The organism is Diplocloster agilis, from assembly GCF_019042275.1.
GTDB classification, from domain to species: Bacteria; Bacillota; Clostridia; order Lachnospirales; family Lachnospiraceae; genus Diplocloster; species Diplocloster agilis.
Genome location: NZ_JAHQCW010000003.1, coordinates 24511 through 39403 on the forward strand (window position 1 = coordinate 24511; position 14893 = coordinate 39403).

The 14893-nt window shown below is 50.1% G+C and carries 12 protein-coding genes; 11 read left to right on the top strand and 1 reads right to left on the bottom strand.

All coding sequences use genetic code 11. The features are described from left to right. Window positions 1–26 precede the first annotated feature (26 nt). From KTH89_RS02595 to KTH89_RS02645, 11 genes are all read left to right on the top strand, one after another. The gene (locus KTH89_RS02595; protein WP_238720512.1) at window positions 27–2108 is read left to right on the top strand and encodes a pyruvate formate lyase family protein; all 2082 of its coding nucleotides are present in this window, start codon (window positions 27–29) and stop codon (window positions 2106–2108) included. Continuing rightward, entirely contained in the window at window positions 2105–2956 is an 852-nt protein-coding gene (locus KTH89_RS02600) for a sugar phosphate isomerase/epimerase family protein (protein WP_238720513.1), read from the top strand. The genes KTH89_RS02595 and KTH89_RS02600 overlap by 4 nt, the downstream gene beginning before the upstream one ends. 25 nt (window positions 2957–2981) lie before the next feature. Continuing rightward, a complete protein-coding gene (locus KTH89_RS02605) occupies window positions 2982–3968 on the top strand; it encodes an SMP-30/gluconolactonase/LRE family protein (RefSeq protein ID WP_238720514.1) in 987 nt (328 codons plus the stop codon). Between the two features lie 72 nt (window positions 3969–4040). Beyond that, on the top strand, window positions 4041–5324 hold the full coding sequence (locus KTH89_RS02610; protein ID WP_238720515.1) for an MFS transporter: 1284 nt from the start codon (window positions 4041–4043) through the stop codon (window positions 5322–5324). A gap of 900 nt (window positions 5325–6224) precedes the next feature. Then, on the top strand, window positions 6225–6929 hold the full coding sequence (gene purC / locus KTH89_RS02615; protein WP_158342846.1) for a phosphoribosylaminoimidazolesuccinocarboxamide synthase: 705 nt from the start codon (window positions 6225–6227) through the stop codon (window positions 6927–6929). A gap of 15 nt (window positions 6930–6944) precedes the next feature. Continuing rightward, complete coding sequence (gene purF / locus KTH89_RS02620; protein WP_238720516.1) at window positions 6945–8396, top strand: amidophosphoribosyltransferase; 1452 nt, start codon at window positions 6945–6947, stop codon at window positions 8394–8396. Window positions 8397–8429: 33 nt separating this feature from the next. Further along, window positions 8430–9863 carry an adenylosuccinate lyase gene (gene purB / locus KTH89_RS02625; RefSeq protein ID WP_158342848.1) on the top strand — a complete coding sequence of 478 codons (1434 nt, stop codon included), beginning with the start codon at window positions 8430–8432 and terminating at the stop codon, window positions 9861–9863. A 284-nt stretch (window positions 9864–10147) separates the two neighbouring features. Beyond that, the gene (locus KTH89_RS02630; RefSeq protein ID WP_238720517.1) at window positions 10148–10864 is read left to right on the top strand and encodes a DNA alkylation repair protein; all 717 of its coding nucleotides are present in this window, start codon (window positions 10148–10150) and stop codon (window positions 10862–10864) included. A 447-nt stretch (window positions 10865–11311) separates the two neighbouring features. Further along, window positions 11312–12595, top strand: a complete 1284-nt coding sequence (locus KTH89_RS02635; protein WP_238720518.1) for an adenylosuccinate synthase — start codon at window positions 11312–11314, stop codon at window positions 12593–12595. 337 nt (window positions 12596–12932) lie between these two features. Further along, entirely contained in the window at window positions 12933–13541 is a 609-nt protein-coding gene (locus KTH89_RS02640; protein ID WP_158342851.1) for an HAD-IA family hydrolase, read from the top strand. 135 nt (window positions 13542–13676) lie between these two features. Next, window positions 13677–14324 (top strand): VTC domain-containing protein, encoded by a 648-nt coding sequence (locus KTH89_RS02645; RefSeq protein ID WP_158342852.1) that lies wholly within the window; start codon window positions 13677–13679, stop codon window positions 14322–14324. Between the two features lie 146 nt (window positions 14325–14470). Here the strand turns inward: KTH89_RS02645 and KTH89_RS02650 are convergent, their stop codons facing one another. Continuing rightward, complete coding sequence (locus tag KTH89_RS02650; protein ID WP_238720519.1) at window positions 14471–14677, bottom strand: hypothetical protein; 207 nt, start codon at window positions 14675–14677, stop codon at window positions 14471–14473. Between the last annotated feature and the right edge of the window lie 216 nt (window positions 14678–14893).

Consider the following 14893-nt stretch of genomic DNA (forward strand, 5'->3'; position numbering starts at 1 on the left):
GACAGTCAGAAGAGAGGAGGCACTTAATGACAGAAAATATCAGGAATCAGCTGGATTATTTTATACGGAACAAAGCGCATCACGCATTCCGCCAGGAGAAGGAAGACCCGTTCCGGCTGGCAGAAACATTCGAAAAGGCGGGATACTCCGATCTGGAGCGGGTCGTACGGCGTTTTTGCTATGTACTGGAGAAGGAACAGCCGGTGGTCTATCCCTGGGAACGCATAGCGATGATCCGTACGGCAGTGACACTTCCGGAAATACACACCCCCAAAGAGAAGGAAGCGCTTAGCGAAGCGCACTATATCCACGAGCAGGGGAAGGTGTGCAATATCAACCCTTGTTACGCGGAGGTGATCGGAACCGGACTATTAGGGAAACAGGAAGAAATCCGGGCACAGATGGAAAAAAGGAAGTCCGCAGACGATCCAAAGGCGCGGGAAGAGTATACCTATCTGGAGGCAATGCTTCGCATGACGGATGAGATGCTCGCCTTCGCCGGCCGTTATGGGGATGCGGCGGAAAAAGCGGGAAACCTAAGAGTTGCCGAAACCTTCCGCAGAATTCCGGCCCAAGCAGCCCAAACCTTTGAGGAAGCGCTGCAGTTCTTCCGGTTCCTTCACTACTGCCTGTGGTGTACCTTTAATTACCACAATACGGTCGGACGGTTTGACCAGTATATGTATCCGTATTTAAAGCGGGATTTGGAGAACGGGACGCTCACCAAAGAGGAGGCGTTTGAACTGCTGGAGGAATTTTTTATCAGCTTCAACAGGGACAGCGACCTGTACACCGGAATGCAGCAGGGGGACAATGGACAGAGTATGGTGCTGGGCGGCTGCGCCCAGGACGGGAGCGACTGCTATAACCTCCTGTCGGATCTGTGTATGGATGCCAGCCTGGAATTAAAGCTGATCGATCCGAAGATTAATCTGCGGGTACATAAGAATACGCCGCTGGCCTTATATGAAAAAGGAACCCGGATGACCAAGCAGGGGCTTGGATTTCCCCAGTATTCCAATGATGACGTGGTCATACCCGCCCTTCTGCGCTGGGGGTATGAACCGGAGGACGCTTACCAATATGTGGTAGCGGCCTGCTGGGAATTCATTATACCCGGCAAAGGCATGGACATTCCCAATATCGATGGCCTCTCTTTTGCGGATGTGGTGGTAAAATGCCTGCCCAAACTGACGGAATGTATGGAATTTGAAGACTTCATGAAGGTGGTTCACGAGAAAATACGCACACAGTGCGCGCAGATGGTCACAAAATATAAAAACCTGTATTTGGAGCCGTCTCCGGTGATGTCTCTCATGATGGATGGGTGTATATCCCGGGCGAAAGATATTTCCCTGGGAAATAAATATAACAACTTTGGGATCCATGGCAGCGGCTTGTCAACCGCGGTGGATTCCCTGGCGGCGGTCAAACGGTTCGTCTACGATGAGCAAAGCGTGGAAAAACAGGAGCTGCTGGACGCGTTGGCACAGGATTATAAGGGACACGAGCTGCTGTTGAACCGGCTTCGCTATGAGGGACCTAAGATGGGGAACGACGAGGAAGATCCCGATCAAATCGCGTCCCGCCTGCTGGCCTGGTTTGCCGGGGCCCTGGAGGGCTATACCAATGAGAGGGGCGGCATCTATCGGGCCGGAACCGGTTCCGCCATGTACTATATCTGGCAGTCGGAAGATCTTCCGGCCACACCGGACGGACGCCGGGCGGGAGAGGCCTTCGCCTGCAACTATTCTCCGAGCCTGTTCTGCAGGCTGAAGGGGCCTGTATCCCTAGTCAAATCCTTCAGCAAACCCGATCTGAAATTGACGGCCAACGGCGGCCCTCTGACCATCGAACTGCACGATACGGTATTCAAAAACGAGGAAAGCATCCGAAAGGTAGCCATGCTGGTCAAATCCTTCCTGGATATGGGCGGCCATCAGATGCAGATCAACGCGGTGAACAAGGATACCCTGCTGGATGCCAAAAAACACCCGAAGGATCACCAGAACCTGATCGTGCGGGTCTGGGGCTGGAGCGGATATTTTGTGGAGCTGGATGAAGTGTATCAGGATCACATTATAGAACGGATGGAATTGACATTATGAGACTGGGCGGAGCTATATTTAAACCATATACCAACGGATATGAGTGGGCGGAGAGGGTCCGGGAAAAAGGGTACCGGGCCGCGATCTGCCCGTTGGATGCAACCGCACCGGATGCTGTGATCGAAGAATATAAAAAAGCAGCGGCGGAGGCAGATATCGTGATCGGTGAAGTCGGCGTCTGGAACAATCCGATGCATCCGGACCCGCGCACCAGAAAAGAAGCGGTTGAATTTGCCAAACGGCAGTTATTACTGGCGGAGAAAATCGAAGCCAGATGCTGTGTAAATATTACGGGCACCTACAACCCGGACGTATGGTACGGGCCTCATCCCGAAAATTTTACCAGGAAGGCCTTTGACGAAATCGTGCAAACCACACGGGAAATTATAGACGCGGTAGGGCCGGTTAAGACATTCTATACCTTTGAACCCTCTGCCTGGCTGTATCCGGACAGCATCGAAACTTACCTGGAACTGCTGGATGCGGTGAACCGCCCGGCGCTGGCTGTGCACTGGGATCCGGTAAATATGATGTACAGCCCCAGAACTTACTATCAAAACGCTGTGTTCCTCACAGAATGCATACAGAGGCTGGGCCCTTATATGAAGAGCTGCCATCTAAAAGATCTGTATATGGATGAGAGGTTCACGCTCTATGTGCAGGAGCGGATGTCGGGGGACGGAATCCTGGACTATCCGGCGTTAATCCGGGAACTGGACCGTCTGGACCCGGATATGCCGGCTTTTGTGGAGCATATGGAGACAGAGGAAGAATATGACCGGGCCGGCGCGTATGTGAAATCCGTGATGGCGCAGGTGGCGGAGGAATCACAAATCGAAAAAATATGAATAGCCAAAGGGAGGTAATTTTAATATGAAGCAACCCAGATTATTTACAATCCTGCCGGACTACGTATGTACGCCCGACGGTATGGAGATCGATCAGGAGGGAAACTTAATCCTGTCCTGCCCCAATTACGCGGATGACAGCTTCAAAGGCTGTGTGGTAAAGATTGACAAAGACAAAAACATTACCAAATGGTTTGACGTGCCGGTTCATCCGGAGACCGGCATTGCCAGAAATATGGGAATCGCCTTTGACGCGGACTATAACCTGTATGTCTGTGATAACCAGGGATGGTCGGGAAAAGAGGAACTGGCCTTTAAAGGACGGGTATTAAAGCTGATTGTCGATCAGGACGGGATAAAAAGCTGGAAAGTGGTGGCGGACGGGATGGAGCATCCCAACGGCATCCGGATCCGCGGCGATTATATGTATGTCACCCAGAGCCTGTTAAGTAAGGTAGAAGATCCCAGCGGACATCTGGTCAGCTGCGTGTACCGCTTTGGCCTGGATGAAGAAAATATCCACATCACCAATACCCTGGAAGATGCGCATATATTCACTACCTTTGTGACGGACAATGAAGCCTGCCAGTACGGCGCGGACGGTATCGTATTCGGAAAAGACGGGAACCTGTATGTGGGTAACTTCGGCGACGGCGCCGTACACCGGATTACATTTGCCCCGGATGGATCCGCCGCTTCCAATGAAGTATTCGCAAAAGATCCGGAAAACCTGACCTCCACCGACGGAATGATCTGTGACGGGGAAGGAAACATATACATCGCCGATTTCTCCGCCAACGCCATCGCAAAAGTATATCCCGACGGCCGTGTGGAGCGCATCGCCCAGAGCCCGGACTGCGACGGGCTGGACGGCGGCCTGGATCAGCCGGGAGAACCGATTATCTGGGAAGGCCGCATCGTGGCATCCTGTTTTGATCTGGTAACCGATGAAGGAAAGGTAAACACCCGGCATGAAATGCCCGCGACCATGTCCGAGCTGGATTTGGACTGACGACAATATCAGAACTGACATCAGTCTCCGGACTTGTTCTTAACGAAACTGACTTGTGATAGGATGGATGACATGGACATAAAACAATCAGAGAAGATCAGTTATGGCCTGGGGGATTTTGCCAGCAATGGACTGTTTCTATTTGTTTCTTCCTATTTAATGTACTATCTTTCCGACGTCGCCTGCCTGGATCTGGCTGTGATCAGCCGGATCCTCATAGCGGGCCGTATCGTAGATGCACTGGCAAGTCTGCTGATGGGGTTCGTCGTAGACCGGACCCGGTCGCCGATGGGACGCTGCCGGCCATATCTCCTGTGTGGGATCTGGCCCGTCAGTGTTCTTTTCGTACTTCTATTCGGAATGCCGGAACTGTCCGCCAGCCTGAAAGGGTTCTACGGAGGAACGCTGTATGTGGCATTCTGCCTTGTATACGCGGTGATGAACGTCCCATTTTCAACCCTCATGTCCCTGATGACAGCGGATGCCAAAGAACGTGTGCAGTTCAACAAATACAAATGCCTGGGTTCCAACCTAGGCGGTGTATTTGTCACGGCCACCACAATGCTTTTTGTAACCCACCTGGCCCCAAACCAGCGCCAGGGTTTTTTGCGTACCGCGCTTCTGTTCGCCATCCTTTTTACTATATTTATGCTGATCTGTTTTATCAATACCAAAGAGCGGATACAGCCAGCCGTTACGGAAAACAAGCCGGACATCCGAAAAGCCCTGGGCTCGCTCAAACAGAACAGACCATGGATATTATATTGCGGAATCCAGTTCTGCCAGCTCACCTTCATGATGATGCGGCAGGAAGCGACCGTATACTATGCCAAATATTATCTGGGCCGTACCGAGCTAAGCGCCGTCCTTCTCACGTTCATGCCGGTCGCCGCCGTACTATCCGCGTTTCTCATGCCCCGCGCCAAAAGAAAATGGGGCGCCCGTACCTGTGTCCTGTTCGGCAACGGTCTGAGCCTCCTGTCAATCCTATGCACCGCCCTGTGCCGCCAAAACTGGCTTGGCAACCTGACCTTCTGCCTCCTGTCCGCCCTGGGCTTCTCCATCGGCACAGGTCTCGTATTCGTCATCCTGACCGACACCATAGACTACGGAGAACGTCTGACCGGACAGCGCCCCCAGGGCATCATGACCTCCATCCTCTCCTTCGTGCAAAAAATAGGAATAGCCGTCTCAGGCATCATCTGCACCCAAATCCTATCTTTTGCCGGGTACGTCCCCGACGCAGTCCCCACCAAACCAGTCCTAGCTGCAATCCAAATAATTTTCCTACTTATCCCGGGAATCCTCTCCCTGGCCGGAGTACTCTTAGCATGGGTCTACCCGCTGCGGGATTGAGAGGAAGGGCCTGGCAGGGGGACCAGGGGCCGGGTCTGAGGCGGACCGGGGCGCGGGGAACGAAGACGCCGGGCAGACAGGCAGACCAAGTTGGGCCGGGGCCGGGAAAAATCCGCCGGGTCTTGGGGCGGTGGGCTTGCGCCGGCTGCTGCTAAACAAAAGTGGAGCGGGGAATCCAGGAACCGGGCCTATTCATCAAGAACACATGATGTGTTCTCGATTCAGAGGCCCTTGCGCGTCGGCGGTGAACGCCGCCGCGCATCCTGGATTCCCCGCTCCACTTTTGTTAAGCAGCAGCACGGCCGCCCAATGCCCCAAGACCCGGCGGATTTTTCCCGGCCCCGGCCCAACTTGGTCTGCCTGTCTGTCCGGCGTCTTCGTTCCCCACGCCCCGGTCCGCCTCAGACCCTACTCTGGTACAGGCTGGATGATGCTCCAGATATAGAAGATAGTAGGTAAAGGTTGAGCCAAAGTAGGGAGGAAAAGCCGGGGCGGCAAAAGGACGGCGGGGGATTCGGGGGGCTGTCTGGAGGGGCGGACTTGTCCCGCGGTGGAAAATGCTGGGAAAATCACATTAGATGAACTTGCAAAGGGGTTCAAAAAGCCCCATTTTATATCGAATGTTTGAGCGAAGCGAGTTTTTCGATATAAAATGTAATACTGGCTTTTTGAACCCCTTTGCTAGTTCATCTTATGTGATTTGACCGCATTTTCCACCGCGGGACAAGTCCGCCCCTCCAGACAGCCCCCCGAATCCCCCGCCGTCCTTTTGCCGCCCCGGCTTTTCCTCCCGGCCCTATCGCTCCCTTCCACAAAATCAGTTGCTTTTACAGGAACGTTGGTATATAATGCTCTTGTTAAAAACAAAAGATTCTTTGAGAGGAAATGGTGGAAAGCGGAATGAAAAAAACGGATTTACTCTATGAGGGCAAGGCAAAAAAAGTGTACTGCACGGATGTTTCCGATGTGCTGATCGTGGATTATAAGGACGATGCAACTGCTTTTAACGGGGAAAAGAAGGGGACTATTGTCGGAAAAGGTGTGGTAAATAACCGGATGACAAACCATGTTTTTCAGATTCTGGAAAAAGAGGGAGTACCCACTCATTTTATTGAAGAATTAAGCGACCGGGAGACAGCGGTTAAAAAAGTGGAGATCGTGCCGCTGGAAGTTATTGTAAGAAATGTGGCGGCCGGCAGCTTTTCCAAAAAGCTGGGAATCGAAGAGGGCACCAGGCTTCTGGCTCCTACTCTGGAATTCAGCTATAAGAACGACGAGCTGGGCGATCCTATGATCAATGATTTTTATGCCATTGCGATCGGAGCGGCGACCAGGGAAGAGATTGACCGGATCACCGAGCTTGTATTCAAGGTAAATGAGGTTTTAAAGGATTTTTTTGCCAAAGCTGATATTGAGCTGATTGACTTCAAAGTAGAATTCGGCAGATATAAAGGAGAAATCATTCTTGCAGATGAAATTTCACCGGATACCTGTAGACTCTGGGATGCGACGACTCATGAGAAATTGGACAAGGACCGTTTCCGCCGGGATCTTGGAAATGTAGAAGAAGCTTATGAGGAAGTATTCCGCCGGTTAGGACTGTAAGGAGAATTTCAATCAATGGAAAGAAACGGTATATACGAACAGACAGATATTTCCGATAAATTAAGAGAGGAATGCGGTGTCTTCGGAATCTATGATTTCGATGGAAACGACATCGCTTCCACCATTTATTACGGGCTGTTCGCCCTGCAGCACCGGGGGCAGGAAAGCTGCGGCATCGCGGTCAGCGAGACCAGCGGCCCCAAGGGCAAGGTCAGCTCCTACAAAGGGATGGGACTGGTCAATGAAGTGTTCACCCATGAGGCCCTGGAGGGGATGAAGGGGGATATCGGCGTGGGACATGTCCGGTATTCTACCGCGGGAAGCAGTACCCGGGAAAATGCCCAGCCGCTGGTTTTGAATTATGTCAAGGGGACGCTGGCGCTTGCGCACAACGGAAACCTGATCAATGCGCCGGAACTTCGAAGAGAGTTGGAATACACCGGAGCGATCTTTCAGACAACCATCGATTCCGAGGTTATCGCCTATCATATCGCGCGGGAGCGTATTCACAGCGCGTCTGTCGAGGAAGCGGTTACCCGGGCCATGAAGAAGATTAAGGGAGCATATTCACTGATTGTGATGAGCCCCAGAAAGCTGATTGGCGCCAGGGACCCGTTCGGATTTAAACCACTTTGTATTGGAAAAAGGGATCATGCTTATATCATAGCTTCCGAGTCCTGCGCGCTTGAGACGGTCGGGGCTGAGTTCGTGCGGGATGTTCTGCCCGGCGAGGTGGTGACGATCACACCCGACGGCGGTATTGTCTCGGATGTAAGCCTGTGCCAGCCGAAAGTGAAGGAAGCACGCTGCATTTTTGAATATATTTATTTTGCCAGACCGGATACCCATTTTGACGGAATGAGCGTCTATGGTTCCAGAATGTTAGCCGGCAGATTTCTGGCCATGGATTCCGCTGTGGAAGCAGATCTGGTGGTCGGTGTGCCGGAATCCGGGAACGCGGCGGCCCTGGGGTATTCGTTGGAGTCCGGGATTCCTTTTGGTACGGCTTTTGTGAAAAACGGCTATGTGGGCCGTACCTTTATAAAGCCCAAACAGAGTAACCGGGAATCCAGCGTCCGGATCAAACTGAACGTGCTGTCGGAAGCGGTAAAGGGCAAGCGGGTCATCATGATTGACGATTCCATCGTCCGGGGGACTACCTGTGACCGGATCGTTGGGATGCTAAAAGAGGCGGGAGCCACGGAGGTGCATGTACGGGTCAGTTCACCGCCTTTCCTGTACGAGTGCTATTTTGGAACGGATATTCCTTCCAGAGAGCAGCTGATCGCCTATAACCGCACCATTGAGGAGATACGGGATCTGATCGGCGCGGACTCGCTGGATTATTTAAGGGTGGAGCGTCTGCCGGAGCTGGTGGAAAACCGCCCCATCTGTACCGGATGCTTTACCGGTCAATATCCGCTGGATCCTCCCACGGAGGACATCCGCGGCGAGTATGCGGAATAAAGCCGACGAAGGATCGCGATAGGAGGAAATCAAATGTCTACAGACAGATATCAAAGCCCTTTGTCTGAGCGCTATGCCAGCAAAGAGATGCAGTATATATTTTCACCGGATATGAAGTTCAGGACCTGGAGGAAGCTCTGGATCGCCCTGGCCGAGACGGAGCAGGAGCTTGGGTTAAATATTACGGATGAGCAGATAGAAGAGTTAAAGGCCCATCAGAACGACATTAACTACGAGGTGGCCAAGGAACGGGAAAAAGTGGTGCGCCACGATGTGATGTCCCATGTCTATGCCTACGGGGTGCAGTGTCCGAAAGCGAAGGGAATCATCCATCTGGGCGCGACCTCCTGCTATGTGGGAGACAACACGGATATTATTGTAATGAAAGAAGCGCTTCTGCTGGTGCGCACAAAGCTGGTAAATGTGATTGCTGAGCTGGCCAAATTTGCGGATGAGTATAAGGCGCTTCCGACGCTTGGTTTTACCCATTTCCAGCCGGCCCAGCCGACGACGGTGGGAAAACGGGCGACGCTCTGGATGCAGGAGTTCCTGTTAGATCTGGAAGACTTAAATCATGTGATCGATACCCTTAAGCTGCTGGGATCGAAAGGCACAACCGGCACGCAGGCCAGCTTTTTGGAGCTGTTTAACGGCGATCACAGCACCGTTGAAAAGCTGGACCCCATGATCGCGGCCAAATTAGGATTCCGGGACTGTTATCCGGTGTCCGGCCAGACTTATTCCAGAAAAGTGGATACCCGGGTGCTGAATGTGCTGGCGGGGATAGCGGCCAGCGCTCACAAGTTCTCCAATGACATCCGGCTGCTGCAGCATATGAAAGAAGTGGAAGAACCCTTTGAGAAAACCCAGATCGGTTCCTCCGCCATGGCTTATAAAAGGAATCCCATGCGAAGCGAGCGGATCGCCTCCCTGTCCCGGTATGTGATGGCCGACGCGCTGAATCCGGCGATGACGTCCTCGGTTCAGTGGTTTGAGAGGACGCTGGATGATTCCGCCAATAAGCGGCTGTCGGTGCCGGAAGGGTTCCTGGCTATTGATGGTATCCTGGATCTGTGCTTGAATGTGGTGGATGGCCTGGTGGTATATCCGAAGGTCATTGAAAAGCATCTGCTGGCGGAGCTGCCCTTCATGGCCACGGAAAATATCATGATGGATGCGGTGAAGGCCGGCGGGGACCGTCAGGAACTTCATGAGAAGATCCGTACCCTCTCCATGGAAGCCGGGCGGAATGTGAAGGAAAAAGGATTGGATAATAACCTGCTGGAGCTGATCGCGGCCGATCCGTCCTTTAACCTGTCGTTTGAAGAACTGCAAAAATCGATGGATCCGTCCAGATATACCGGATGCGCGAAAGAGCAGGTGGAAACGTTCTTAAGCCAGGTGGTACAGCCGTTACTGGAGCAGTATAAAGAACAGCTGGGATTGAAGGCTGAGATCAACGTGTAGATGCCGGGTGAAGGCAGAGGCGTTAAGTCATGCAGAGGCGCTAAGTTTTGTGGAGGCGTTAAGTCATACAGAGGTGCTAAGTCATGTAGAGGCGCTAAGTGATGCAGAGGTGCTAAGTTATGCGAAGGCGCTAAGTCGGTAAGAAGTACCGGTTAAGATAAGGCATATATGGTTGTAAAAAGAAGAGAATTACAGAGCAGCAGGAAACACATTGGTTATGCATAGGTTGCAGGCAACTATAAGGCAGAAACGTATATAACAACATAACGGTGGAGTATATAAAAATGGACTGTGAAGAATTAATCCGGGAACTGCGCGGGCTGAGTTCGGAGAAATATAAGGCAAATGTAGTGAAGATGGGGATTCCCGAGGAATACAGCCTGGGCGTTTCGACCGGTGATGTCAGAAAGCTGGCCAGGTTAGCGGGCAGATCCAATGAGCTGGCAGGGGAACTGTGGTCGGCCGGATATCATGAGGCTAGATTGCTGGCGGTTTTGGTGTTCGATCCGAAGACATTACCAATGCGTGAAGCTGAACGCCTGATGCAGGATGTGGTTTCCTGGGATCTGTGCGACCATTTGTGTAAGAATCTGCTGATTAAGATTAAAGGATATCAGAACCTGATAGAGAAATGGTGCAACAGCAGCAGAACTTATGAAAAGCGGGGGGCATTTACCCTGATCGCCTCCGCTGTCGTTCATGATAAGAAGATTACCGCACAAGAGCTGGATCATTATCTGGAGCTGGTGAAAGATTATTCCGATGATGACAGGGAGCATGTGAAAAAGGCGGTGTCCTGGGCGCTGCGGGAGATCGGTAAATCGGGCTTTGATTATCAGGAGAAGGCGCTTCTGACGGCCCACGAGCTGGCGGAGAGTGACAGCAGGCCCCGGAAGTGGATAGCCAGGGACGCTATTAAGGAACTGGAAAAACTGGTGCAGACAGAAGGACGCCGCAGACTGATATCCGGCGATTCCAAGATGGGACAGGAAGTTAACTAAAATCAGGATTTTGGGTGACTGAATCGAAGATGGGCAGAGTACACGGCATGCCAATGGCGGCAAGGTACTCTGCCTGTTTTGCCGTCTTGTATGAAAGGGTAGGAAAAGGTCATAATAGTATATTACAATTGGATATTACATTCTCATAACAGGTGGAAAATATAGTGTCCTGGCAAGAATTTATACGGATACTGATACAATTTCCACAAAGAATTCCGCCTGCAGCAGAGGAATTTAACGCTTTAATCAGATAAAATCCGGGAAAGGGCCGGACAGATAGAAAAATTATAATAATGAAAAGCAGAGTAAAACGGCAATTTTGACCAAATTCATGAGATTTCACGAGTTATTATTTTTTTCTTTACAGTAGAAAAAAGATGTAGTATAATATGGAGTCGGTAAAAACGTAACTTGTAGATGATTTTACAAATGTTAGGAGGAAGTCCTATGGTAAAGGCTGTTGTAGGAGCAAACTGGGGAGACGAAGGCAAGGGCAAGATCACGGATATGCTTGCCAAGGAATCCGATATCATTATCCGATTCCAGGGGGGAGCCAACGCGGGTCATACGATCGTAAACAATTACGGCAAATTCGCGCTGCATACCCTGCCGTCCGGAGTTTTCTATGATCATACCACCAGCATCATCGGTAATGGGGTGGCGCTGAATATTCCAATTCTGTTTAAAGAATTGAATGACGTTGTAAGCCGCGGTGTCCCGAAGCCTAAACTACTGATCTCGGACCGGGCCCAGATTGTGATGCCTTACCATATTCTTTTCGACCAGTATGAGGAGGAGCGTCTTGGCAGGAAGTCTTTTGGTTCCACGAAATCCGGAATTGCGCCGTTTTATTCGGACAAATATGCGAAAATCGGATTCCAGGTAAGTGAATTATTTGACGACGAGGCGGCTCTGAAGGAGAAACTGGAACGCGTCTGCGAAATGAAGAATGTGCTTTTGACGAATCTTTACCACAAGCCGGAACTAAACGCTTCTGAGTTATTTGACACGATGCTGGAATACCGGCAGATGGTAGAACCCTATGTCTGTGATGTTTCCGCCTACTTATGGCAGGCGATTCAGGATGGAAAAGAAATCTTGCTGGAAGGACAGCTTGGTTCTTTGAAGGACCCGGATCATGGAATCTATCCGATGGTCACCTCTTCTTCCACTCTGGCGGCATATGGGGCTATTGGCGCGGGAATTCCTCCCTATGAGATAAAAAAAGTGATCACGGTCTGCAAGGCTTATTCCAGCGCAGTAGGAGCGGGAGCCTTTGTCAGCGAGATCTTTGGCGAGGAAGCGGATGAACTCAGAAGGCGCGGTGGAGACGGAGGAGAGTACGGAGCCACCACAGGCCGGCCCAGAAGAATGGGATGGTTTGACGTTGTGGCCTCCAGATATGGATGCCGGATTCAGGGGACGACGGATGTGGCCTTTACCGTACTGGATGTGTTGGGTTATCTGGATGAGATTCCGGTGTGCACGGCATATGAGATCGACGGTAAGGTTACCATGGATTTCCCGACTACCGGACAGTTAAATAAGGCGAAGCCGGTAATCGAGACATTGCCGGGATGGAAGTCCGATATCCGGGGTATCAAAAAATACGAGGAACTGCCTGAAAATTGCCGGAAGTATATTGAATTCGTTGAGAAAAAACTGGGCTTCCCGATTACTATGATATCCAATGGACCTGGCCGGGATGACATCATATATAGAAAAGGTTGATATGGGAAGTATTGCGTAGAGCGGCGAATGGTTCCAAAAAGAGAACCGGCCGGATTTATAGAGGACAATTAAGAAGTAATAAGAACCGATCATGCGTTGGGCCCGGGACAGGTTAGGCATATAGCTTAGAACTGTCCCGGGTTCTGCTTATTTGTAATCGCTGTTTTAGAATACTGTTTATAGAACACTTTATAGAATACTGTTTTTCGGTACCGGTTTTTCAGTACGGAATTTTCAGTACCGGAATTTTCAGTACCCCTCAAAAGGATAGCGCCATATTCGTAAGCATGATATAATAAAAGATCAGAATAAGAGATACAAAGGAGAGAACTCTAAAATGATAGAAACCGTGATCTTTGATATTGGAAACGTGTTAGTGGATTTTTGCTGGAAAAACTGTCTTGACAGGATGCCTTTCGACGAGGACACAAAACAGGCGCTGGCGAAGGCTATGTTTTTATCCGCCACATGGGCGGACATGGACCGCAGTGAAAAGTCTGATGAGGAATTGCTGGATTTACTGATTGCCAATGCGCCCGAGTATGAAAGCGAGATCCGCACGGTGTTTGAGCATCTGGATTTGTCCGTAAAGCTGTATGATTTCACCATACCATGGATACGGAAATTAAAGGAGAGCGGGCGCAAGGTCTATTATCTTTCCAATTTTCCCAGGAAAACCTTTGAACTGCTGGGGAGCACGATGGACTTTATAAACGAGATGGATGGAGGAATCCTGTCCTTTTGTGTTAAGCTGATCAAGCCTGAAAAAGAGATCTATGAGGCGCTGCTGGAAGAGTATAATATTACGCCGCACACCGCGGTATTTCTGGATGACTGCGCAGCGAACGTGGAGGCGGCCGCGGCTCTTGGTTTACATACCATACTGGTGGAAGATCACGAACAGGCGGTAAAAGAATTGGAAAAACTGGGAGTTTATTCGGAATAAATTTCTTCGTAAGAAAGATATTAGATTCTTTATAAATATTTCAGAAGTTAGTCACGACCTATTCATATTTCCTGCATATAATAATAGTACCAGTAAGGACGAAACAAAGAGTGTGCAGAACAGGAGGTCTGGTTCATGAAATATACCACGTACTACGAAGATAGCTGCATGATCGGCTACAGCAGTTACGAGCAGATGAAGGCAATGGTTGAACGAGAAAACCCCAATGGTATACTGGAACATGTAAAGGTCAGAAAACTGAAATTTGAGAATACAGAGATTGAGAACCAGAGGCTGGCAGGAGACGAGGGAATACCGCTTTATAGTATTTGCCTTAAGAATCTGGATGAAAACCGGCTATATCTGGAGAAGAAGAGCTGGCAGAATCATGTGACATACAAAAGCTATACCAAACTGACCCGGGAAGAATGTGAGAAGATCTTAAATGGTGATTTAGAGTGGATGAAGACTCACAAAAAATCCCTGTGCCGGGACTTTTATTTACAATATACCATCAATAATCTGAGGCCAACCAGAGTACGTGAGTATGAGCGTGAAATAGGTAAATGCAAAGACAATAATTATATCACTTTTAACCTAAACATCCGTACGGCTCTTGACAAAAATGTCGATCTGTTCGCGGAAGAGATTGATATGATGGATTGTTTAAGCGAAGATAAAGTAGCGGTCAGCTACAAAAAAGAGACGAAGATTCCAAGAGTCATAGCCAATGTATTACATATCGGCAACGAGCAGCTGAACGAGCTGGCGACGGCATTATAATTTTATAATCGAATAAATCTGCCCGCAGAATCATTTGAAAAAGATTGATTCTGCGGCTTTTTTATTTGGGGACATGTCCATTTCAATTTGGGACATGTCCAGTTTGAAATGGACATGTCCCAAACCGGAATGGACATGTCCCCAATTCACTTGTCGTGATTTTTTTTGATGAGGCGGTATATGAGGATATAGCCGTACAGCAATACCGGCACCAGAATGGTCGCGCCAACTGCCGCCTTTAGACAGGTATCTGCCCAGGGGCTGTCGATCAGTGCAAATATCAAAGTGGATAGATAGAGTACAACCAGTATGATGACGCCTGCCAGCGCCAGAATTCGTTTTTTCTTTTCCATGAGAACCTCCCTAACCGGATATGACTCTTCCGGCGCATTTCTTCTGCCTATCATTATAAAGAAAGGCAGGAGAACTCGTCAACGAAAATTTAACATAAAAAGAGGCCACCGCAGGAAGAACGGGGATAAATTAAAACCTCCAAATGGTTTACTTTGGTAAAAATAGTTGCTATAATCGTAAACGTGTGAACAACGAGGAAAAAATGGAATGAATAT

Bases quoted from the DNA above. Each gene is read 5' to 3' on its own strand.
- KTH89_RS02595 (WP_238720512.1), top strand. From the start codon at position 27: ATGACAGAAAATATCAGGAATCAGCTGGATTATTTTATACGGAACAAA.
- KTH89_RS02600 (WP_238720513.1), top strand. From the start codon at position 2,105: ATGAGACTGGGCGGAGCTATATTTAAACCATATACCAACGGATATGAG.
- KTH89_RS02605 (WP_238720514.1), top strand. From the start codon at position 2,982: ATGAAGCAACCCAGATTATTTACAATCCTGCCGGACTACGTATGTACG.
- KTH89_RS02610 (WP_238720515.1), top strand. From the start codon at position 4,041: ATGGACATAAAACAATCAGAGAAGATCAGTTATGGCCTGGGGGATTTT.
- purC (WP_158342846.1), top strand. From the start codon at position 6,225: ATGAAAAAAACGGATTTACTCTATGAGGGCAAGGCAAAAAAAGTGTAC.
- purF (WP_238720516.1), top strand. From the start codon at position 6,945: ATGGAAAGAAACGGTATATACGAACAGACAGATATTTCCGATAAATTA.
- purB (WP_158342848.1), top strand. From the start codon at position 8,430: ATGTCTACAGACAGATATCAAAGCCCTTTGTCTGAGCGCTATGCCAGC.
- KTH89_RS02630 (WP_238720517.1), top strand. From the start codon at position 10,148: ATGGACTGTGAAGAATTAATCCGGGAACTGCGCGGGCTGAGTTCGGAG.
- KTH89_RS02635 (WP_238720518.1), top strand. From the start codon at position 11,312: ATGGTAAAGGCTGTTGTAGGAGCAAACTGGGGAGACGAAGGCAAGGGC.
- KTH89_RS02640 (WP_158342851.1), top strand. From the start codon at position 12,933: ATGATAGAAACCGTGATCTTTGATATTGGAAACGTGTTAGTGGATTTT.
- KTH89_RS02645 (WP_158342852.1), top strand. From the start codon at position 13,677: ATGAAATATACCACGTACTACGAAGATAGCTGCATGATCGGCTACAGC.
- KTH89_RS02650 (WP_238720519.1), bottom strand. From the start codon at position 14,677: ATGGAAAAGAAAAAACGAATTCTGGCGCTGGCAGGCGTCATCATACTG.